This is a genomic window from Candidatus Rokuibacteriota bacterium (assembly GCA_016188005.1).
GTDB lineage: Bacteria > Methylomirabilota > Methylomirabilia > Rokubacteriales > CSP1-6 > UBA12499.
The window spans coordinates 1-19557 of the sequence record JACPIQ010000099.1 but is presented as its reverse complement, the minus strand read 5'-3'; the positions used below and the strand labels follow the sequence as shown (position 1 = coordinate 19557).

The window sequence follows — 19557 nt, the reverse complement described above, 5'->3', positions numbered from 1 at the left end:
GGGAGACCCGTCATGGACTCGAGCATCCAGTGGGGCAGGCCGCAGACGCGCCCGATCTTGATGATCCCCGGCCCGACGGAGTTGCCCTGGCCGGTCATCCAGGCCATGAACCAGCCGCCGACCATCCAGTACGATCTCCACTTCGACGTGAAGGTCCTCGAGCCCATCACCCTCGCGCTCCGGGAGGTGTTCCAGACGCCCCGGGGCGAGGTCATCGTGATGCCCGGCTCCGGGCGCACCGCCCTCGAGGCCGGCGCGCTGTCGGTCATCGAGCCGGGGGATCCGGTGCTGGTGATCACCGCCGGGGTGTTCGGGGCCCTGATGCGAGAGATCATGACCCGGGTGGGCGCGGAGGTGACGGAGTTCACCGTGGAGTGGGGCCAGCCCATCGACCTCGCCCGCCTCGAGCGGGAGATCGAGCGCGTCCGGCCCCGGGCCGTCACCCTGGTGCACAACGAGACCTCCACGGGGACCACCTATCCGGCGGCCGCCGTGGCCCGGCTCGCGAAGGGCCACGGGGCGCTCTTCCTGCTCGACACGGTCTCCTCCCTGGCCGGCCTCGACGTCCGGACCGACGAGTGGGGCGTGGACCTCAACATGACGGGCTCCCAGAAGTGCCTGGCCGCCCCCCTCGGCATGTCGCTCGTCTCCGTGAGCCCCGGCGCCTGGGACGCCATGGAGCGGCGCAAGCACAAGGCCGGTTCCTTCGTGTACGACCTCCTGCGCTGGAAGGAGCAGTGGATCCCGACCTCCCGCGGCGGGCAGGTGCCCGACGGCGCCCCGCGGCGGCAGCCGGTGTCCATCCCGACGCACCTCACGGCCGCCCTCGGCGAGGCCACGCGCCTCATCGTCGAGGAGGGGCTGCCTCACCGCTTCCGCCGTCACGCCGTGGCGGGCCGGGCCTTCCGCGCCGGGCTCGACGCCATGCGGATCGAGATGTTCCCCGAGGCCTCCATGCTGTCCGACACGGTGTCGTGCTTCAAGGCGCCGGCCGGCCTGGAGACGGCGGCCATCGTCCGGACCATGCGCGACCGGTACGGCATCCTCATCGGCACGGGGCTCGACAAGATCCGGGCGACCACGCTCCGCGTGGGGCACATGGGGATCACCGCGAGCCCGCTCTACGTGCTCCCGACGCTCTCGGCCCTCGAGCTGACGCTCCGCGACCTCGGCTACCGGGCCGAGGCCGGCGCCGGCGTGGCCGCCGCGCAGGCCATCTTCTCGGCGCAGTCCGCGTGATCGTCGTCCCGGACGACTTCCCCTCGGTCTTCGCGGGAAGCGCGGCCCACGAGCGGGCGCGGGCGCTCGGCGAGGTACGCGTGTACTCGGAGCGCGGCGCCGACGAGGAGGCCGAGCTGATCCGCCGCCTCGGCAAGGCCCGCGTCGCCGTCAACATCCGGGCGCATGCCCGCTTCACCGACGCCGTCTTCGCCGCCTGCCCCGCCCTCAAGCTCGTCTCGGTCTGGGGCACCGGCACCGACAACGTGGATCTGAACGCGGCCGGGATGCGGGGCGTCACCGTCTGCAACACCCCCGGCGTCAACGCCTTCGCCGTGGCCGAGCACGCCCTCACCCTCATGCTCGCCGTGGCGCGGAAGATCACGCTCCTCGACCGCGAGATGCGCGCCGGCATGTGGCCGCGGGAGATGCTCACGCAGTGCCTGGGCAAGACCCTCGGCGTCTTCGGCATGGGTACCATCGGCAAGCGGATGGTCGCCCTCGGGCGGGGAATCGGGATGGACGTCCTCGGGTGGAGCGCCATGGGGGATGAGGGGCGGATCCGAGCCGCCGGGGCGAAGCCCGGCGGGAAGGAGGAGATCCTCCGTCGGGCCGACGTGGTGAGCCTGCACGTCCGGCTCACGCCCGAGACGCGCGGCTTCATCGGCAAGAAGGAGCTGGCGCTCATGAAGCCCTCGGCCATCCTGGTCAACACCGGGCGGGGCGCGCTCGTGGAGCGCGGCGCGCTGCTGGCGGCGCTGCGCGAGCGGCGCATCATGGGGGCCGGGCTCGACGTCTTCCACCAGGAGCCGCTCCCCCCCGACGATCCGATCCTCTCGCTCCCGGGCGTGGTCTGCTCGCCCCACAGCGCGGGGCAGACCCCCGAGGTGGTGCGCGACGGGCTCCTGCGCGCCGTCGAGAACGTGGAGCGCTTCCTCGCGGGCAAGCCCACCGACGCGGTCGTCGCCCCGATCAGGTAGCCTCAGGCCCTCTCACCCGCCCGCCCTCCGGGGCCGCTTGACGCCCTCCCGGCGGCCGCGGTATCGTCGGCTCGGTTCCAGGATGGTACCATTCTGGAAGTCAGAGGAGGCGACCCGATGGCGACCCTGACCATCAAGAACATCCCGCAGCCCGTCGTGGACAAGCTCAAGGACCAGGCGGCCCTGCACCGTCGCAGCCTCAACCATGAGGTCATCGCCTGCCTGGAAGCCGTCACGCATGCCGGACCGGTGGATCCCGACGCCCTGCTGGCCCGCGCGCGGGAAGTCCGCCGGAGCCCGGCGCGCCTGCGGCTCACCGACCGGACCCTGGCCCGGGCCAAGGCCGCAGGGCGGCCGTGATCGTCGTTGACACCGATCTCCTCGTCTAACTCTACGTCCAGGGGCAGCGCACCGCCGAGGCCGAGGCCGTCCTCCTCCGAGACCCGGTGTGGGCCGCCACCGTCCTCTGGCGCTCGGAGTTCCGGAACGTGCTTGCCGGGCTGGTGCGACGAGGGGCGCTGGGACTGGAGGACGCCGCCCGGATCATCGGTGAGGCGGAACGCGCCATGGCCGGTCGGGAGTACGGTGTGGTGTCCGAGCGTGTGCTGCGGTTGGCGACGCAGTCGGGGTGCTCGGCCTACGACTGCGAGTTCGTGAGTGTCGCGCAGGACCTGGGGTTGCCCTTCGTGACGGCCGACCGGAGGCTCCTCGCGGCTTTCCCGACCACGGCCGTCTCGCCCGAGGCCTTTGCCGCGTGACCGCCGGCGGGGGCTGAAGCGCCGGCGGTTACGCGGGCTGCCGCGGAACACCCTGTCGGCGGCCGTCGTTCAGGGGCGCGCCAGGGCGTCACGGAGAACCTCGGCGGGGTGCCGGGCGCGCCGGCCGGCCAGGTGCTGGATCTGCTGGCGGCAGGAGATGCCGGGGGCCACCACCTCCGTGCCGGCATCGAGGGCGCGGACGGCCGGAGCCAGCCGGCGATTGCCCAGCGCCACCGAGAGGTCGTAGTGCTCCTTCTCGAAGCCGAAGGCGCCGGCCATGCCGCAGCAGCCCGAGTCCACCTCCGTCACCTCGTAGCCCGCCCAGGCGAGCGCCGCCACCGTGGGCGCCGTGCTGGCGAGGGCCTTCTGGTGGCAGTGGCCGTGGAGCAGCGCCCGCCGAGGGCCCTCGCGGAAGCGCAGGGTGAGCCCTCGCGCGCGCTCGCGCAGCAGGAACTCCTCCAGCAGGAAGGCCGAGCGGGCCACCAGCCTCGCCTCCTCGCTCCGCAGCAGATCCACGTACTCGTCGCGCAGCGTGAGGAGACAGGACGGCTCGAGGCCCACCACCGCGATGCCCCGGGCGGCGAAGGGAGAGAGCTGCGCCACGTTGAAGGCCGCGCCGGCGCGGGCCTCGTCGAGCAGACCCTTGGAGATGAGCGGGCGGCCGCAGCACTTCCGGTTCACCAGCTCCACGCGATACCCCGCGACCTCGAGCAGCTCCACGGCGGCCCGCCCCACCTCGGGGACATTGTAGGTCGCGAAGGTGTCGTGGAAGAGCACCACGCGGCCGCGCGGCGCCTCCGCGCGCGGCCGGCGGCGGTCGAACCAGTCAGTGAAGCTCTCGCGCGCGAAGGACGGGAGCGGGCGGCGCCGGTCGATGCCGACCAGGCGCTCCAGAAGCCAGCGGGACGGCGGCGCGGCGGCGAGCCAGTTGGAGACGGGCGCCAGGCGCGAGCCCCACCAGGAGAGGGTCCCGATCCGCCCGAAGAGGCGCGCGCGGAGCGGCACCCCGTTGGCCGCGTGGTAATGGTGGAGGAACTCGTACTTCAGCTTCGCCATGTCCACGTTGGCGGGACACTCGGCCTTGCACCCCTTGCACTCGAGGCAGAGATCCATCACCTCGTGGAGCCGGCGGCCGGTGAAGTCTCCCTGCGGCACCTTCCCCGACAGCACGGCGCGGAGCGCATTGGCGCGCCCGCGCGTGGAGTGCTCCTCGTCCCGGGTCGCCATGTAGGAGGGACACATGGTCCCCTCGAGGCTCTTCCGGCAGACCCCCACCCCGTTGCACATCTCGACGGCCGCCGCGAAGCCCCCCTGCCCCGAGAAGTCGAGCCGCGTCTCGGGCTCCCAGGTCCTGTACGCCGGCCCGTAGCGCAGGTGGCGCGTGAGCCCGGGGCTGTCGACGAGGTTCCCGGGATTCATGAGGTTCTGCGGGTCGAAGGCCCGCTTGAACTCCCGGAAGGCCTGGAACACCGCGGGCCCGAACACGCGCTCGAGGAAGGGGCTCCGGGCGCGCCCGTCGCCGTGCTCGCTGGAGATGGCGCCGCCGAACTCGAGCACCATGTCGAAGATCTCGCTCGCCATGGCCTCCACCTGCTCGAGCCCGCGCCGGGTCTTCAGGTTGACGAGCGGGCGGATGTGGATGCACCCCACGGAGCAGTGGCCGTAGTAGGCGCCCTCGGCGCCGTGCTTCGCCATGATGTCCCGGAAGCGCGGGATGAACTCCGCCAGGTGCTTCGGATCCACGGCCGTGTCCTCGATGAAGGCGATGGGCTTGGCGTCGCCGCGCGTACCGAGGAGGAGGCCGAGCCCGGCCTTGCGCAGCTTCCAGATGGACTGCTGCTCGGCGGCATCGTGGGCGATGTGGGAGGCGTAGCCGAAGCGCCCCCGGGCCCGGCGCGCCTCGAGCGCCTCCACCTTGCCCCTGACCTCCGCCTCGCTCTCCCCGGCGTACTCCACGATCAGGAGCACCGCGGGGTCGCCCTCGACGAACCCCATGCGCTGGGACTGCTCGATATTCCCTCGGGCCAGGTCGAGGATCATCTTGTCCGTCAGCTCGACCGCGTACGGACCCGTCTCGAGGATGGCCTGGGAGGACTCGAGGGCCTCCTGGATGTCGTGGTAGTGGATCACGTCGAGCGCGGTCCGCCCGGGGCGTCGCACGAGCCGCAGCTTCGCCTCGACGATGGTGAGCAGCGTGCCCTCCGACCCCACCACGAGGCGGGCCATGTTGAGCGGCCGGTCCTTCACGAGCTCGTCGAGGCCGTAGCCGCACACCCTCCGCCAGTGGCGCGGGTAGCGGCGCCGGATCTCGTCGGCGTACTGCTCGCGGATCCGCGCCACCTCGCGGTAGATCTGCCCCTCGAGGCCCGGCAACCCCATCTTCGCCTCGAAGGCCGCGGGGCTCACCTCGCCGAGCACGACCCGGCTGCCGTCGGCCAGGAACCCCGTGACCTCGATCACGTGCTCGATGGTGAGGCCATAGGCGATGGAGTGGGCGCCGCCGGAGTTGTTGCCGAGCATGCCGCCGAGGGTGGCGCGGCTGGAGGTGGAGGTGTCGGGGCCGAAGAGCAGCCCGAGCGGGCGCACCTGATGGTTCAGCTCGTCCTGGACGAGGCCGGGCTCCACGCGCGCCCACCCCTCCTCCGCGTTGATCTCGAGCACCCGGTGCATGTGGGCCGAGAAGTCCAGCACCACGGCGTGGTTCACGGTCTGGCCGGTGAGCGAGGTGCCGCCGCCGCGCGGGAGCAGCGCCGCGCCGTGTCGGTGCGCGATCTCGATCGCCGCCTGGACATCGCCGGCGTGGCGCGGGATCACGACACCGATGGGCTCCACCTGGTACATGGACGCGTCGGTGGAGTAGAGCAGGCGCGAGTAGGTGTCGAAGCGGACATCGCCAGCGACGGCGCGGCGCAGTTCGTTTTCGAGGTCGTTCATGGCGCGGATTATACTCTACGAGGCCGGCGATCTAACTATCGCAAACCGCGTTACATTACAACGGAAACGGCCACTTCGACCCACGCAGCATGACGCCCGGACGGCCCGACAAGCCCGGCACATCTCCCCCCAAAAAGCACCTCAGTCCCCTCAAGAGTCCCCACACCCATCCCACCGCTCCTCCATCCGCGCCTCGTGGGTGCCGCCGCAGACGTAGACGCTGAGGCCTGGGCCCTTTCCGTCCCGCGCCGCCTTCGGGCCATACCATCGGTCGACTGGGTCCACGACGACGAATTGGATGTGCGAATGGTAGAACTGCTCCGTGAGTCGAACGCACGTGGTGCTCTTGCCGCTCCCCCAAGCGGATCATAGGTTGTCACTGGCTTCAGCGAACGCCCCAGTCCCCGCAAGGAACTGCCGGTAGTTCTCCTCGTGCTGTTCCTCAGTCAACTGGCGGCCTGGACATTCCGGGAGGAGGGAACCCTCGAACCCACCACAGACGGAACAGAGGAACAGCCCGCCGTCGCAGATCATGCAGCGGCCGTCGCGCTCACACTTCGTGTGCACGACCCTGGTGTGCCTCACCGCCGTTCCCCCTCATAGCTGATCACGCAGCGCCGCCTTGATCCCCGGCACGAACTGCGGGGTCGCCGGGTCGTTCGGGTCGAACCCCTCACTGCAGAGCCAGCGGGAGAAGTGGCCAGGGTCACGCCGACAACGACGCGCAGCCTCGTTCTGCGACCAGCCGAGCGCGTTGATCCGGAGGAGGTATCGTGCGCGCTCGTCGGGGGCCACCCGCGCCTTGCTGACCCGTCGGCTGAGTGCTAGTGTTGCGGTGCTCATTGCGAACATTACGATAGCACACACCTTGCGTAACGCAAGGAAAATCTCGCTGTGTGCAAGTCCTTGAAGAGGCTACCATTTTCCATCTCTGGTGTGACGCGGCTATTCTTGAGGAAGCGAAGCACCGGCTGGGAATCCAACGGGTCGCCGAGTTGCTTGGAGTGGAAGAGAACCAATTCTACGTCTACAGGAATCGCGGGCATCTGCCACAAGGCAAGAGGGACGCGCTCATCGTCGAGCTAGCGCCGATCATGGCAGCAGGCGGCGACGCGCTCAGCGAGATGACCAAGGAGCTCTACAACATCCAGGCCACACTCAATAAACTGCTCAGTGGTAAAGACAAACCGCTGGGCTCACCCAGCGCCGCTCCACACATCGCCAAGGGGCGGCGCCGCGGGGCCCGGCAGCAGTGATCCCCTACTCACGCCTCTGCTGTCGCAAAGTGATCCACCAAATGCTACAGGCAGCGCAGCTGCGACGGCTGACGCGGGACTAACACGCAGAGAGACAGGAGGACACCATCATGGAACGTTCGATCTTCTTGGCAGGCAGCCCCACCACGTTGAAGCGGGCCTCGATCATGGCCGGGCTCGTGCTCGTCGCTGCGTACTCAGTCAGCAGTGCCCAGCAGCCGCCACGCGCACACACGGCTGATCAGACGTGGACGAACGCCACGATGAAGGAGAACGTGCTCAGCGCGGAAGCGAGCCAGGCCTTCTTGGCTGCCGCCCCAGATCAGAACCCCAAGGAAGCCCGCCAGGCCATCTTCGACGTGATCGCCGTGTACGGCGAAGGGGTGGCGACGCCTGAGGGAGTCAAGGGGCTCACGGCGAAGGCGCTCAACAAGCTCTGGGCCACGAGGGTTGGTGCCCGTAGCGCGGCGCAGGTGTCACAGTTAACTGACGAGACCCAGATCCAGTTCGCCTTGATCCAGATCCAGCAGAACCAGAGGATCATCGGGCTGCTCGAGGAGTTGGTGAAGCGACCGCGGTGAGCGTGACGGCGATGCGCAGGTCTACGCCCGCTCCTCAGCGCAGCCTGGTCCGCTCTCTCCAAGCGTACTTGGAGGCGGCGCGGACAGCCACGGGACTGAACCGAGCGGAGGTCAGTATCCGCGCTACGCTGAGCGAGAGCTACTACGGGATGGTCGAGGGCGGGAAGCGACTTCCAGGGGTCCACGCCCTGGACCGCATCTGCCGGGTCCTCGGGCTGACGGGCCCTCGTCGCACCGAGGCGTTCCAGCTGCTCGCCCGCGCCCAGGTCGACGTACGGATGCGGCAGCTCTCAGCGCACACCGACGAGAAGCTCTTCGTCGACCCCGCCATGATCCCCGTCGTGACGGATCCTGGCGACGCTGAGCTCCTCAGGGCGCGCCGGGCGCTCGACGCCCTCCACCTCAGGACGCACGGCGTTGGAGACGAGTGGCGCTCCACGATCAACCTGCTTGAGTCACTTGCCAGGGCTGTGCGCGAACGTCCAGAACCAACAACACCGGCCCTCCGTCAGGCCCAGCGCAAAGTCCGAGCTCGAGTGAGCCGTCGGGCTCGAGCCCCACAGAGGTCGTAGGTCCTGCTGATGAGCCTCGTCGCCCGCGGCCCGGCCGGCATCTGGCACTACGACTTCGAGTATGACGGCCACCGGTACCGAGGGAGCACGAAGACCGCCGACCGCCAGAAGGCCCTGCGCGTTGAGGCGCTCGTCAAGGCGTCGGCGTACAGGGGGACGTTCGAGCGCGACTTCGGCCTGAAGCGGCGGCGCGGGCAACCGAGCGTGGCGGAGTTCTGGCGCCTCGTCGAGCCGGTCATCCGGTCCTCCTACGCCGCTTCGACGCCCCACTCGCTCGTGTCGACCGTCTCCGGGTTCGTGCGCATGTTCGGGACCCTCCGCGTAGGGGAGATCACGGCGGACGAGGTGGAGCAGTTCAAGGCGGCGCGCCTCGCCGGCACGGTCCCCGGTCTCAGCACGCGCGTCTGCGCCCGCACCCTCCAGCGGGACCTCGCCTACTTGCGGATGGTCTTCACCCACGCGGTGGAGCGCGGGTGGGTGCTCCGCGACCCGACTCGGGGAGTCAAGCTCCCCCGAGCTCAAGAACCCGTCTACCACGTCCCCACGGTCGAGGAGTGCCAGCGCCTCCTCTCGGCGATCTCGGCGCCGCAACTGCGGGACATGATCGCGGTCATCTCCCTCACGGGGCTCCGGCGCTCGGAGGCGTGTGGGATGCTGAACCACTACGTCCTGTTGGGGCGTGAACCCGCCCTGCTGATCCCCCAGCGGAAGACCGGCCGGGTGAAGCGGATCCCCCTGGTCCGAAGCGCTGCTGAGATCCTCCGGCGGAACGTACGCGCGGATGAACCCGACGCCCCGGTTTTCCACAGGCTCGGGCGCGCGATCCTGCCAGACTCACTCAGCCACGCGTTCAGGGCCGCCGCCACGGACGCGGGCCTGCCGCGCGTGACGCTCCACAAGCTCCGCCACGCCCTCGGGAAGCGGCTCGAGGAAGCCGGCGCGAAGCTCGGCGAGATCGGCGAGATCCTGGGGCACGCCCCGCCGTACACCTCAACCCTCATCTACATCAAGCACACGACCGAGAAGGACAAGCGCCTCGCCATCGAGCGCGCCGTAGGAGGGTTGGAGGTCCCCTCAAAAGTCCCCACAGGAACTTCATGAAAGCAATGAAGGTAGGTACTTACGCGCTAGTTCAGGAGTAGGATTATACTATGCGGGTGCTTCGCCTCTCCGCGCTGCTGGCCCTGCTCCTCCTCGCGGCGCCGGCCGCGGCCGCCCCGGCGGCGCCCGCCTTCTCGCTCAAGACGCTGGACGGCAAGCGGATCGACTCGCGCGCGCTCCTCGGCAAGAACGTCCTCGTCGTCCGCTTCCAGGCGTCGTGGTGCAAGCTCTGCGCGCGTGAGGCGCCGGCAATCGAGCGCGTCCACCGGAAGTACGGGCCGCGCGGCGCGCAGCTCGTGGCCGTCCACGTCCAGGATACGGAAGCGGACGCCCGCGCCTTCCTCAGGACCCACGGCGCGACCTACCCGGCGGGCCTCGATCCCCGGCTCCGCATCGCCAACCGCTTCGGCTTCAAGGGCACGCCCTATACCGTGGTCATCGACCGGAAGGGCGAGATGGCGGCGCGCATCCACGGCCCGGCCGACGAGACTCGACTTGCCAGGGTGCTCGACCCGCTCCTGCGAACCCCGCCCCGCCGCAAGCCCCCCGCCCGCCTGCAGTGACGCCTGTCAGCCAAGGCGGCTTGCCGCCTGGCCTTTCATGCTTTTGCCGAGGCCGGGCATCTTGTGATATAAGTCGCATCGTGCACAGGCGGGGCTGGGGCATCGCCCGGGTGGTGGCCATGGGGCTCCTGGCAGTTCTCGGCTCCGCGGCGGGAGCCTGGGCGCAGCAGTCCGGGGCCGACTTCTACGTCGCCCAGGCGATCCTCCACTTCGAGGACAAGCAGTTCGACGAGGCGCTCGACAATCTGCGCCGCGCCCTGCAGCTCGAGCCCGATCACTTCGAGGCGCTCTACTACTCGGGGCTGACCCATCTGGCGCGCCGGCAGCCCGCCGAGGCGCTGCCCTTCCTCGAGCGCGCCCGGGCCCGGGCCCCCCAGGACCCGGTCGTCGCCTTCCAGCTCGGCCTGGCGCTCTTCTCCCTCGAGCGGTACGACCGGGCCGCGCCGCTCCTGGAGGAGGCCTTCCGCGCCCAGCCGACACTGGACGGCCTCGGCTACTACGTGGGGTTCCTGCGCTACCGGAGCAAGAACTACCAGGGCGCGCTGGCGGCATTCCGCGCCGGCCGTGCCAGCGATCCCGAGATCCAGCAGGTCACCCGCTTCTACACGGGGCTGGCGCTGGGCGTGCTCGGCCTGCCGGCTCAGGCCGCGGCCCAGGTCGAGCAAGCGCTCAGAGCCGCCCCGGGCTCCGCGCTGACGGGCCCTGCCGAGCGACTCCGGGACACCATTGCGGCGGCGCGGGACCGGCAGAAGCGCTTCTCGGCCGAGCTACGCCTGGGCGGCTTCTACGACGACAACGTGTCGGTGATGCCCAGCCCCAACGCCACCGAGCCCCTGGTCGGGGTGCTGCGCCGGCACAACCAGCACGAGTCCACGGGCGAGCTCGCGGGGGCCCGCTTCGACTACGTCTGGTATCGCGACCAGGCGCTGGAGTCCTCCATCGGCTACTCGTTCTTTGGCACCTACAACAACGAGCTGCCCTCGTTCAACGTCACCAACCACCTGGCGACCCTGGGCCTCACCCACGGCACGGCGGTCGGCTCGATGCCGGCCCAGCTCGCCGCCCAGTACAGCTGGGACATCCTCTACCTGAACGAGGAGGAGTTCGTCCGCCGCCACACCGTGACGCTCTCCGGGACAGTGGCGGAGAGCGACCAGCACCTGACCCAGCTCTTCACGCGCTACCAGAACAAGAACTTCGCCGAGGGTCAGCCGGCCCCGCCGAGCCGCGAGGTCCGCGACGCGGACAACGTCACGGTGGGCCTGCTCCACGTGCTCCGCTTCGAGCAGGATCGCCACTTCCTCAAGGGCGGCTACCAGTTCGACCGGGAGGCCGCCGATGGCGCGAACTACGCCTATGACGGCCACCGCCTCCTGGGCGGGGCGCAGTACACCTTGCCCTGGTGGGGTGTGCGGCTCCACTACGACGTCGACGTGCACCTGCGGGCCTACGACGGGCGGAACAGCCTCCTGCCGACGACGAAGCCGGGGAGGGTGCAGCGCCACGACCGGGAGCTGACGAACGTCGTGCGGGCGGAGCTGCCGCTGCCCTACAGCCTCACGCTGTCGGGCGAGTACCAGTCCACGCTGAACCTCTCGAACGTGGCGGTCTTCGAGTACACGCGCAACGTCTTCTCGATGATCCTGTCCTGGTCCTACTGAAGTCTCCGTCCCGCCGAAGACGTTGCGATCCTGCCGAAGCGGCCGCGCTCCCGGCGCGAGCCTCGGCCGGGAGTGGCCCGCCGCTCCCGGCCTCTCCCGCGCCGCGCCCGCGCCGGGGGCGCGCTCACGGGGCGGTGATCGTCAGCCGGCTCGTCGCGCCGTCCACCCGGATGGCGGCAGCGCTCGACCCCGACAGCGCGAGGGACCCCAGCGTGGGATTGCGGATGGGGCTCGGCCCGATGCTCACGTTGGACGCGAGGGCGCCCCCCGTCAGGGCCACGGGAATCCCGCTGAAGCTGGTGCAGGGCGCGCAGAGCGCGTTCGTGACGTTGACGGCGTTCCCCCCGGTGCCGTTGAACCCCAGCAGAGCGCCGGAGATGTTGACGACCGAGCCGCCGGCGACGTTCAGGATCGGGCCCGAGAGCAGGGTGAGCGTGCTGCCGTTGCTGAGCTGGATCAGGTCCCCGGTCACCCTCAGCAGGCTCCCCCCCGCCACGTTGACGGCGGCCCCGCTCGTCACGGTCATCGTGCTCGCATCGAGGCGAAGCAGGGGGCCGAGGCTCGTGACCTTCGCCCGCAGGGAAAGGTCCACCGCGTCCACGGCGGAGGTCAATGCGCTGCCCGCCACCAGCTTCACCAGCGGGGCGCTGGCCTCGAGGAGGGCGGTGTCCACCTTCACGACCTTCTCGCCGGTCACGGTGGCCCCGGAGGCCTCGAGGAGGATGTCCCCGGTCTGCAGGGGCCGCTCCGTCCCGAGCGTCAGCGCGACCCCGTCGGCCGTCTCGCCGGCCGTGGCGGTGCCGGACAGGTCGAACATGGCCGTCCCGGCGGCCGTGGCGATGGAGTGGCTCCCCCCGTCCAGGAAGACCAGCGGCATCAGCGAGCTGCTGACGAGCCGACTGCCGCCATGGATCCTCGCGAGGCCGGAGGGCAGCGTGAGCGGACTGTCGGTGGCGCTGAGCAGCGGCCCTTCGATGGACAGCAGGGAGGCGCCCGACTGAGAGAGGAAGAGGCCACTGGAGGTGAGCGAGGTGGTCACCAGCTCGACGAGCGGAAGGTCCACGCCCGTCGCCCTCACCACGGCGCCGCTTTCGAGCGCCAGGAACGCGGCATCGGAGATCAGGCCGCCCGAGACGTCCCAGCCGCCCAGACCGTTGGGAGTGAAGACGATCGACCCCCCGGCCAGGTCGAAGGACCCTCTCGGGAACAGCTCGTACACCGTGCCCACGGCCCCCGAGCTGAACGGGACCGCCGCGGAGAAGTTCACCCCGCCTGGGTCGCTGACACCGCCGCCCGGGCTCACGCCGACCAGGCTGACATGGACCAGGGCCGGGCTCGTCATCACGCCCCAGATCATGACGATCCGCCCGTCGGAGAGGAGCTGGAACTGGAACGTATTGCTGCCGGAGCAGCAGAACTCGGCCACAGAGTCGAAGGTGATGACGGCCCGACCCGGGAAGGTGTTCAAGTGGATGCCGTTCCCCACGGGCGGGTAGAGATCGTACCAGACCGCGGCGATGCGGGGGAAACCCGCGAGCAGCGCGGGCACGTCGGCGTTGCAGCACCCTTGCCCGTTGTCGGTGCCCAGCGAGATGAACCCGTTGGTGGACAGGAAGCCGCCCGTGTAGGTGCTCCCCTGGAACGGAAAGGCGAAGCCGAAGGCGACGGGCGCCGTGCGGTCATCACCGTCCAGCGCCCCCCCGAGCCGCGGTCCGAAGGCGGGCTCGAAGGCCGCGCCGCCGGCGCCGGAGCTGCCGACGACCAGGGTCGAGCCCGTGGCCTTGACGAGCGAGCCGACGATCGAGACATTCGCGCCGCCCGCGGGGGGAGGGCCCGTGACGCGAGCGAAGTTCAGCCCCGTCGTCACCTTGCTGCTGGTGAACCGCATCAGCGGCTCGGTCGTCGTGCTGCCGAGGGCGCCGGCCACGTCCAGGAAGTTGCCGGCCGCCGTGAGGCCGGTGGCGGTGAGCGCGCTTTCCCTGTCCTCGAACAGCGGTCCCGCCAGCGAGAGGCTCCCCCCGGAGGCGATCGAGATGAAGTGGCTGCTCGTGGTGACGGTCGTGGGGTCGAGCTCGATGAAGGGCGACAGCGTGCTGCTGCTGATGCTGCCGCTGACGTCGAGCAGGCTCGTCACTCCCGAGATCGCGCTGGGCGTGGCGGGGGGGGCCGTGACATCGAGCGCGGGCCCGGCCAGGGACACCGCCGTCCCCGACCCCACCGGGATCAGGCTCGCGGAGGAGCCTGTCACCGCGGACGAGTCGATCAGGACGAGGGGGTCTGGCGACGCAGACGTGAACGTGCCGGTCCCGAAGGTGACCAGAGGCTCGCCGGGCGCCAGGGCCACGCTGCTCCCTGGCGGGAGGATCGTGCCGCAGCCCGTGCAGGGGCCTGGGGAAGCGGGGATTATCGGGGGCGGGGGGGTCGCGTCACTGGCCACTATCGGAATGATCGGGACTTCCACGATGGAAGGCTCCGGCACTGGCGGGGGGCCGACCGACGTCGGCGCGACCAGGAGCTCGGGCGCTGGCGTCGCGCCGGAGGTGGGCGTTCCGATGAGCGCGTTGACCAGCGTCACCGCTGTCTCGATCGCCTGCGTCGCCATCTGTCCCTGGTTCGCGGGCTGGCTGTGCTGAACCGACTGAGCCTGGAGCCCGGACATGACCTGCGCGAGCTGCCCCGGCGGGATCGGCGACACCTTGCCCGGCGCCCTTCCCGCCGCGCTGAAGCCCTGCAGCGCCGCGAGGATCGCCGGGGGACCGATGGGTGCCCGCGTCACCGGATCGAGCTGCGTCACCGCCACGCCTTGCCCGGTGGGATCGCTCAGCACATAGAAGCCGCTGACGATGCCGGCGCCCGCGGCGCCCACCTGAGCTGAGGCGCGGCTGACCTCGGCGACCACCACGGTCCCGCGCACGGCCGCCACCGCGTTCCCCGTCCGGATCTCGATGGCCTCGCCCGGGCGCATCCGCTCCCGCGCCACCGTGACGGCGACCTTGCCCGCCTCCAGCTCCACCGTCGCCCGCCCCGGCACCTCGGTGATGCTGAGCACCGACAGCTCGCGCACCGTCACCAGCGCCTTGCCGCCCAGGAGCACGCGGGCGAGAGACCGCTCACCGGTCGCGATCCGGTCATGGAGAAAGACGTCGTCCTTGAACTTCAGGGAAACCGGCTGGGCCACCGCCACGCGCTTGGCCGTCGCGGTGCCCTCGAGTGTCGCCACCACTCCCGCCTTCACCGGCTGGCCGAGGACGAAGGTGGGCCAGAGGATGACCGTCACGGACAGCGCCGCAGCAGCGTGCAAGAATCTCAGCATTGGTCCAGCCTCCCTTGGAGCCCTACTGCAGAACCTCCAACCCCTCGAACCAGTCCGGGGCCACTCTAGGGGCGCCTCGGACGACAGTCAAGCCCGCCCTTACCCACGGCAAGGCCGAGGGAGCGCCCCACGCCACAGTCCCCCAAGTGACACAGAACGATCGAGTCCCATGCAAGGGGCAAACCAGGCCGTCAGGCCCCCCGGAAGCCGCCGACATACCAGCTGTCCTCAGCCCGATGCCCTTTGCGCAGCCGCGGGCCACGGGGTTCTGTAAAGCCCGCTGACACCCCTGCGAGCCCGGCCCCGTGATGCCTCCCCCCCGGCCAGGGCCCGGCGAGCCCGCGCGGGGAGGTGTCCTGGGCGACGCCTCCGGCTCGCCGCGGTCAGGGCTTGAGCATCACCTTGATGGCGCGATCCTCCTTCCGGTCGAAGATGGCGTAACCCCTGGGCGCCTCGTCGAGCCGCATCGTGTGGGTGATGATCCGGGTGGGCTTGAGCCGGCCCGCCTGGATGAGCGGCAACAGTGGCACGATGTAGTTGCGCGCGTTGCAGATGCCCATCTTGAGCGAGAGGTCCTTGAAGAAGGCCTCGCGGGCGGGGAAGCCGATGGAGGGCTCCACGTAGACGCCCACGGAGGAGACGGAGCCCCCCGCGCGCACGGCGAGGATCGCCTGGGCGAAGGGGGTCTCGTGCCCCACGCACTCGAGCACGGCGTCGGGGCCGCGCCCGCCCGTGAGCGCGCGCAGCTGCTCCCCCGGGTCGCCCGTGTCGAGGTTCACCGGGATGCCCCCCAGCTCCTCGGCGAGGTCGAGCCGGTAGCCCACGCGGTCCACCACGAAGACCCGGCTCGGGCCGAAGAGATGCGCCGACTGGAGCGCGAAGAGCCCCACGGGCCCGGCACCGAAGATCGCCACGGTGTCGCCGGGGCGGATGCCCGCGTTCTCGGCGCAGCAGTAGCCGGTGGAGAGGATGTCGCCGAGGAAGAAGGCCTCCTCGTCGGCCATGCCCTCGGGCACCTTCTCGCACATGTGGTCGGCGAAGGGCACGCGGATGGCCTCGGCCTGACCGCCGGGGTACTGGGCGCCGAAGCGCCCACCGAACACCGCCCGTCCCGTGGTCGAGCACTGGGTCGGCAAGCGCATGCGGCACCAGTCGCAGAAACCGCAGGAGATCGAGAACGGGGCGATCACGCGATCACCCTTGCGCACCTTCCGGACCTCGCCCCCCACCGCCTCCACCACGCCCATGAACTCGTGGCCCAGCACCACGCCCTTGGGCAGCCCCGGCACCCGCCCGTGGTACTGGTGGAGATCCGACCCGCAGATGGCGCTGGTGGTGATCCGCACCACCACGTCGGTGGGGTCCACCACGCGCGCATCCGGCACCGACTCCACCCGCACATCCCCCGTTCCGTGCAGCGTGATGGCTCTCATGCTGTCGCTCCCTCGCGTCTTCGGGTTTCGTAATGGGCCAGCGCCGCTCCGCCGCGGACGGCGGAGCCCTTGTCCAGCGGGACGATCCCGAGGGCCGTCGTCCGGCAGGCCCCGGCGAAGGCGTGCCCCGCGCAGGCGGCGCGGACGCGGGTCTCGAGCGGGCGCAACGACTCGGCCACGCCCCCTGCCAGGAGCAGCCGCTCCGGGTTGAGGCCGTTGACGATGACCGCGAGCCCGGCCCCGAGGGCCGCGATCACCTCGGTCACCAGCAGCTCGGCCGTCGCCTCGCCTGCGGCCGCGAGCCGGAACACCTCGGGCGCCGTCACCGCGCGGCCGAGCCGCCGCGAGCCCTCCAGCGCGATGTCGGTGCCGGAGACATAGGCCTTGAGGCAGCCGCGCCCGCCGCAGATGCACGGGCGGCCGTCGAAGTCGATGGGCACATGCCCCAGCTCGCCCCCGTACCCCCCGTGCCCGCGCACGAGGCGGCCGTCGAGAATGATGCCCCCGCCCACGCCCGTCCCCAGCGCCAGGAGCACGAGCGAGGCCGCCCCACGCCCGGCGCCGAACATCCACTCGCCGAGCGCGAGCGCGTTGACGTCGTTATCCACGAAGGCGGGGAGCCCGAGCCGCCCGCTCACCGTCGCGGCCAGCGGCACATGCGCCAGCTCCGGCACGTAGTGGGCCTCGGCGCCGATGGTGCCCGTCTCGGCATCCACCGTCCCCGGCACGCCGATGCCGATGGCGCTGGCCTCGAGGTCGCGCGGCGGCGCCTCGGCCCTGATTCGCTCGATCAGCTCCACGAGCGTGGCGAGCGCTCCGCCCGGCCCGCCGGCGTGGGTCGGCCCCTGCGCGACGGCCAGCACGCGGCCGTCGCCCGCCACGAGCCCGGCCGCCGTCGTCGTGCCGCCGACGTCCACCCCGATCACCACCGGCCGAGGCGTCAGATGATCATCCCCTCACCCCGCGCGCCCCCTCCCCGCCCTCTCCTCCTCGGCCGGGGGAGAGGGCGGGGTGAGGAGGCCACGAGGCCCGTCACAGGTTGGCGAAGGTGGCGAGCCGGATGCCCTCGCGGGCGATCAGCTCCCGGGCAGCCGGATCGGTGAGCCCCTCGAGCTCCGCCTCGCGCTGCCGGCCGTAGCGGCTGTAAGCGAGCTCCTCGTCGAAGTAGCCCGGATGGGTCATGAACTCCGACACCCCCTCGGGCAACGCCCGCAGCTGCTCGAGCACGCGCTCGCCCGACCAGTATGGCTCGGGTCCCGACTCCCCCATGAAGTGCTCCGGGGTGCGCACGCCCGCCTTCCGCGCGGCCTGCCGCACGGAGGCGTCCTGCGCCCGCATCGGGACCCTGAGGGCGCGGGCGAAGAAGACCATCAGGTCCAGCAGCGGCTCGTGCCTGCCCACGTGGTGATGGCTGTCGAGATGCGTGGGGAAGCCTCCCATGATCCGCCGGAAGGCGTCGATCTGGGCGCCGAACTCGATCCGTGCCTCGTCACCTTTCGCGCGCCCCGCCACGGCTCGCGCATCCCGGACGAAGCGGCCTTCGCCGTCCACCAGGGAGGGCACGCGGCTGGCCGGCGACACCGGCGCGCCCAGCGTGAGGTTGAGGTGGAGGCCCACGCCGAGCCCCGAGCCGCTCAGCTCCTCCAGCAACGTCGGGTCCAGCGGCCGGGTGACGAGGAGCGTGGTGCTGGTCACGATGCCGTGGCGGTAGGCATGGAGGATCCCGCGGCTGACACCGGCGGTGAGGCCCCAGTCGTCGGCGTTGACGATGAGGACCCGTGGACGCGTCACGGCGCGCGGAGCCCCTGGATCACGTAGCGCTCCACCGTGGAGGGCCACCCCCCGGCGGGCAGCGTGCGCTCGACATCGTGAGCGCGGAGGTGCTCGATGCGCTCGTAGCCGAGCCGCGGGAAGGGCTGCCTCTCCCGGGCAAGCACCGAGGGCTCGAGGCCGGCCGCCCCGAGCTTGGCGAAGGCGCGCTCGCGGCCCAGGAACTCGAAGAGCGTGAAGACGAGCCGCCCGCCGGGGGCCAGGTGGGCCGGCGCCCCCGCGATGACGCGGTCGAGGACGGCCCAGCCATCGAGCCCGCCGTTGTCCGCCGCCGCCATGGCGTCATCGCGCTCCCGGTCCGGCGGCGTCGGCATCTGCGGCGGGCTCGAGCAGATCAGGTCGAACTCGAGCCGGCGCACCGGGTCGTAGCAGTCCCCGAGCCGCGCGTCCAGGCGGTCCGCGACGCCGTTCAGCAACGCATTGGCCTTCACGCAGGCCACCGCCTCGGGCAGCACGTCGGTGGCGATGACCTGGCAGCCGGCCCGGGCGGCCAGCACGGCCGCGAGCCCGACCCCGGCGCCGATCTCGCACACCCACTCGTCGGGGCGGAAGGTCAGATGCCGGCAGAACACGAGCGAGCCCGCCTTCGGCGGCTGGACGCCAGCGGCCACCGTGAAGAGGCAGTCCCGGTAGACGAAGAGGAGCGCGCCCGCATCCTGGCTCATCCCCGGCCCATCACCCGCCGGAAGTAGAGCCGGAGCGCCTCCTTGAGCTGCGCCCGCGCCCCCGCGCCCGTCTGGGCGTCCTCGAGCTGCTCGAGATCGAGCTGGAGCGGCACGCCCTCCTTCTTGACCCCGTCCAGCTCCGCGGTGAGCCCGCAGCGCTCGTCCGACTCGGTGAACACGACCTTCGCCCGCGTGAATGACCCGTCGTCGCGCGCGATCTGGTCGATGGTCTCGGTCAGGAGCCGCCTGATCGCCTCCTGGTCCGGCCCGGGCACCGTCGAGAAGGCGGAGGTCAGAGTGATCTCGGCCATGGCGATCTCCTGCGCCCCGCGCCTATGGCGCCTCGTACACCTTGAGGATGTCGGCGTGCGTCTTGGCGGCATTGGCCCGGATGGCGAAACTGATCGCCTCCCGCACCTCGTCCTCCGTCGCCCCGGCGGCCCTGGCACCTGCCAGGTCGCGCTTGGCTCAGTGGGTGTTGCCCGCCGCGAGATTGGCCGCCAGGTAGCAGAGGCTCGCCGTCTTCTGGTCCAGCGTGCCCTTCCTGTACTTCCACGACGCGATCACCTTCTCCTCGATCATGCGCCCTCCTTTCCTTCTCCGGTCCTCACGCAGCCGAGAGATCGTACACGGGGGCCTCGATGGTGCGCGGGGCCGGCTCGGTCGACCACAGCAGGCTGTTCAGCTTGTCG

General features: G+C 70.9%; 16 protein-coding genes and 1 pseudogene. 10 read left to right on the top strand and 7 right to left on the bottom strand.

Annotation, left to right across the window (positions count from 1 at the left end; genetic code table 11):
- Positions 1 to 12 precede the first annotated feature (12 nt).
- The 4 genes and pseudogenes from HYV93_19710 to HYV93_19695 all read left to right on the top strand — a co-directional run bounded on the left by HYV93_19710 (position 13) and on the right by HYV93_19695 (position 2956).
- Positions 13 to 1239, top strand: coding sequence for an alanine--glyoxylate aminotransferase family protein (locus tag HYV93_19710; GenBank protein ID MBI2528191.1), 1227 nt, complete (start codon positions 13 to 15; stop codon positions 1237 to 1239).
- Positions 1236 to 2198: a hypothetical protein gene (locus HYV93_19705; protein MBI2528190.1), complete on the top strand. Its 963-nt coding sequence runs from the start codon at positions 1236 to 1238 to the stop codon at positions 2196 to 2198. The genes HYV93_19710 and HYV93_19705 overlap by 4 nt, the downstream gene beginning before the upstream one ends.
- Positions 2199 to 2315: 117 nt before the next feature.
- Positions 2316 to 2558 carry a DNA-binding protein gene (locus HYV93_19700; protein ID MBI2528189.1) on the top strand — a complete coding sequence of 81 codons (243 nt, stop codon included), beginning with the start codon at positions 2316 to 2318 and terminating at the stop codon, positions 2556 to 2558.
- Positions 2555 to 2956, top strand: a pseudogene (locus HYV93_19695) (type II toxin-antitoxin system VapC family toxin). Before HYV93_19700 ends, HYV93_19695 begins: the two are co-directional and overlap by 4 nt.
- 69 nt (positions 2957 to 3025) lie before the next feature.
- Here the strand turns inward: HYV93_19695 and HYV93_19690 are convergent.
- On the bottom strand, positions 3026 to 5890 hold the full coding sequence (locus tag HYV93_19690) for an FAD-binding protein (protein ID MBI2528188.1): 2865 nt from the start codon (positions 5888 to 5890) through the stop codon (positions 3026 to 3028).
- Positions 5891 to 6786: 896 nt separating this feature from the next.
- Here HYV93_19690 and HYV93_19685 point away from each other — a divergent pair.
- From HYV93_19685 to HYV93_19660, 6 genes are all read left to right on the top strand, one after another.
- Positions 6787 to 7146 (top strand): hypothetical protein, encoded by a 360-nt coding sequence (locus tag HYV93_19685; protein ID MBI2528187.1) that lies wholly within the window; start codon positions 6787 to 6789, stop codon positions 7144 to 7146.
- Positions 7147 to 7256: 110 nt separating this feature from the next.
- Positions 7257 to 7727 (top strand): hypothetical protein, encoded by a 471-nt coding sequence (locus HYV93_19680; GenBank protein MBI2528186.1) that lies wholly within the window; start codon positions 7257 to 7259, stop codon positions 7725 to 7727.
- Positions 7724 to 8299, top strand: a complete 576-nt coding sequence (locus HYV93_19675) for a helix-turn-helix transcriptional regulator (protein MBI2528185.1) — start codon at positions 7724 to 7726, stop codon at positions 8297 to 8299. Before HYV93_19680 ends, HYV93_19675 begins: the two co-directional genes overlap by 4 nt.
- A 9-nt stretch (positions 8300 to 8308) precedes the next feature.
- Positions 8309 to 9400 carry a tyrosine-type recombinase/integrase gene (locus HYV93_19670; GenBank protein ID MBI2528184.1) on the top strand — a complete coding sequence of 364 codons (1092 nt, stop codon included), beginning with the start codon at positions 8309 to 8311 and terminating at the stop codon, positions 9398 to 9400.
- 50 nt (positions 9401 to 9450) lie between these two features.
- Positions 9451 to 9963 carry a TlpA family protein disulfide reductase gene (locus tag HYV93_19665; protein MBI2528183.1) on the top strand — a complete coding sequence of 171 codons (513 nt, stop codon included), beginning with the start codon at positions 9451 to 9453 and terminating at the stop codon, positions 9961 to 9963.
- An 80-nt stretch (positions 9964 to 10043) separates the two neighbouring features.
- Complete coding sequence (locus HYV93_19660; GenBank protein MBI2528182.1) at positions 10044 to 11624, top strand: tetratricopeptide repeat protein; 1581 nt, start codon at positions 10044 to 10046, stop codon at positions 11622 to 11624.
- A 124-nt stretch (positions 11625 to 11748) separates the two neighbouring features.
- Here HYV93_19660 and HYV93_19655 read toward each other — a convergent pair whose 3' ends face one another.
- The 6 genes from HYV93_19655 to HYV93_19630 form a co-directional block, all read right to left on the bottom strand.
- The gene (locus HYV93_19655; GenBank protein MBI2528181.1) at positions 11749 to 14937 is read right to left on the bottom strand and encodes a FecR domain-containing protein; all 3189 of its coding nucleotides are present in this window, start codon (positions 14935 to 14937) and stop codon (positions 11749 to 11751) included.
- A gap of 383 nt (positions 14938 to 15320) precedes the next feature.
- Positions 15321 to 16370, bottom strand: a complete 1050-nt coding sequence (locus HYV93_19650) for an alcohol dehydrogenase catalytic domain-containing protein (GenBank protein MBI2528180.1) — start codon at positions 16368 to 16370, stop codon at positions 15321 to 15323.
- Positions 16367 to 17299 (bottom strand): ROK family protein, encoded by a 933-nt coding sequence (locus HYV93_19645; GenBank protein MBI2528179.1) that lies wholly within the window; start codon positions 17297 to 17299, stop codon positions 16367 to 16369. Before HYV93_19645 ends, HYV93_19650 begins: the two co-directional genes overlap by 4 nt.
- 103 nt (positions 17300 to 17402) lie before the next feature.
- Positions 17403 to 18161, bottom strand: a complete 759-nt coding sequence (locus HYV93_19640; protein ID MBI2528178.1) for a ChbG/HpnK family deacetylase — start codon at positions 18159 to 18161, stop codon at positions 17403 to 17405.
- Positions 18158 to 18865 carry a methyltransferase gene (locus tag HYV93_19635; protein ID MBI2528177.1) on the bottom strand — a complete coding sequence of 236 codons (708 nt, stop codon included), beginning with the start codon at positions 18863 to 18865 and terminating at the stop codon, positions 18158 to 18160. Before HYV93_19635 ends, HYV93_19640 begins: the two co-directional genes overlap by 4 nt.
- A complete protein-coding gene (locus HYV93_19630; GenBank protein ID MBI2528176.1) occupies positions 18862 to 19176 on the bottom strand; it encodes a hypothetical protein in 315 nt (104 codons plus the stop codon). Before HYV93_19630 ends, HYV93_19635 begins: the two co-directional genes overlap by 4 nt.
- Positions 19177 to 19557 lie beyond the last annotated feature (381 nt).

Coding starts and splice junctions, on each gene's coding strand:
- HYV93_19710 (MBI2528191.1), top strand. CDS start 13: ATGGACTCGAGCATCCAGTGGGGCAGGCCGCAGACGCGCCCGATCTTG.
- HYV93_19700 (MBI2528189.1), top strand. CDS start 2,316: ATGGCGACCCTGACCATCAAGAACATCCCGCAGCCCGTCGTGGACAAG.
- HYV93_19690 (MBI2528188.1), bottom strand. CDS start 5,890: ATGAACGACCTCGAAAACGAACTGCGCCGCGCCGTCGCTGGCGATGTC.
- HYV93_19680 (MBI2528186.1), top strand. CDS start 7,257: ATGGAACGTTCGATCTTCTTGGCAGGCAGCCCCACCACGTTGAAGCGG.
- HYV93_19670 (MBI2528184.1), top strand. CDS start 8,309: ATGAGCCTCGTCGCCCGCGGCCCGGCCGGCATCTGGCACTACGACTTC.
- HYV93_19665 (MBI2528183.1), top strand. CDS start 9,451: ATGCGGGTGCTTCGCCTCTCCGCGCTGCTGGCCCTGCTCCTCCTCGCG.
- HYV93_19655 (MBI2528181.1), bottom strand. CDS start 14,937: ATGCTGAGATTCTTGCACGCTGCTGCGGCGCTGTCCGTGACGGTCATC.
- HYV93_19650 (MBI2528180.1), bottom strand. CDS start 16,370: ATGAGAGCCATCACGCTGCACGGAACGGGGGATGTGCGGGTGGAGTCG.
- HYV93_19635 (MBI2528177.1), bottom strand. CDS start 18,865: ATGAGCCAGGATGCGGGCGCGCTCCTCTTCGTCTACCGGGACTGCCTC.
- HYV93_19630 (MBI2528176.1), bottom strand. CDS start 19,176: ATGGCCGAGATCACTCTGACCTCCGCCTTCTCGACGGTGCCCGGGCCG.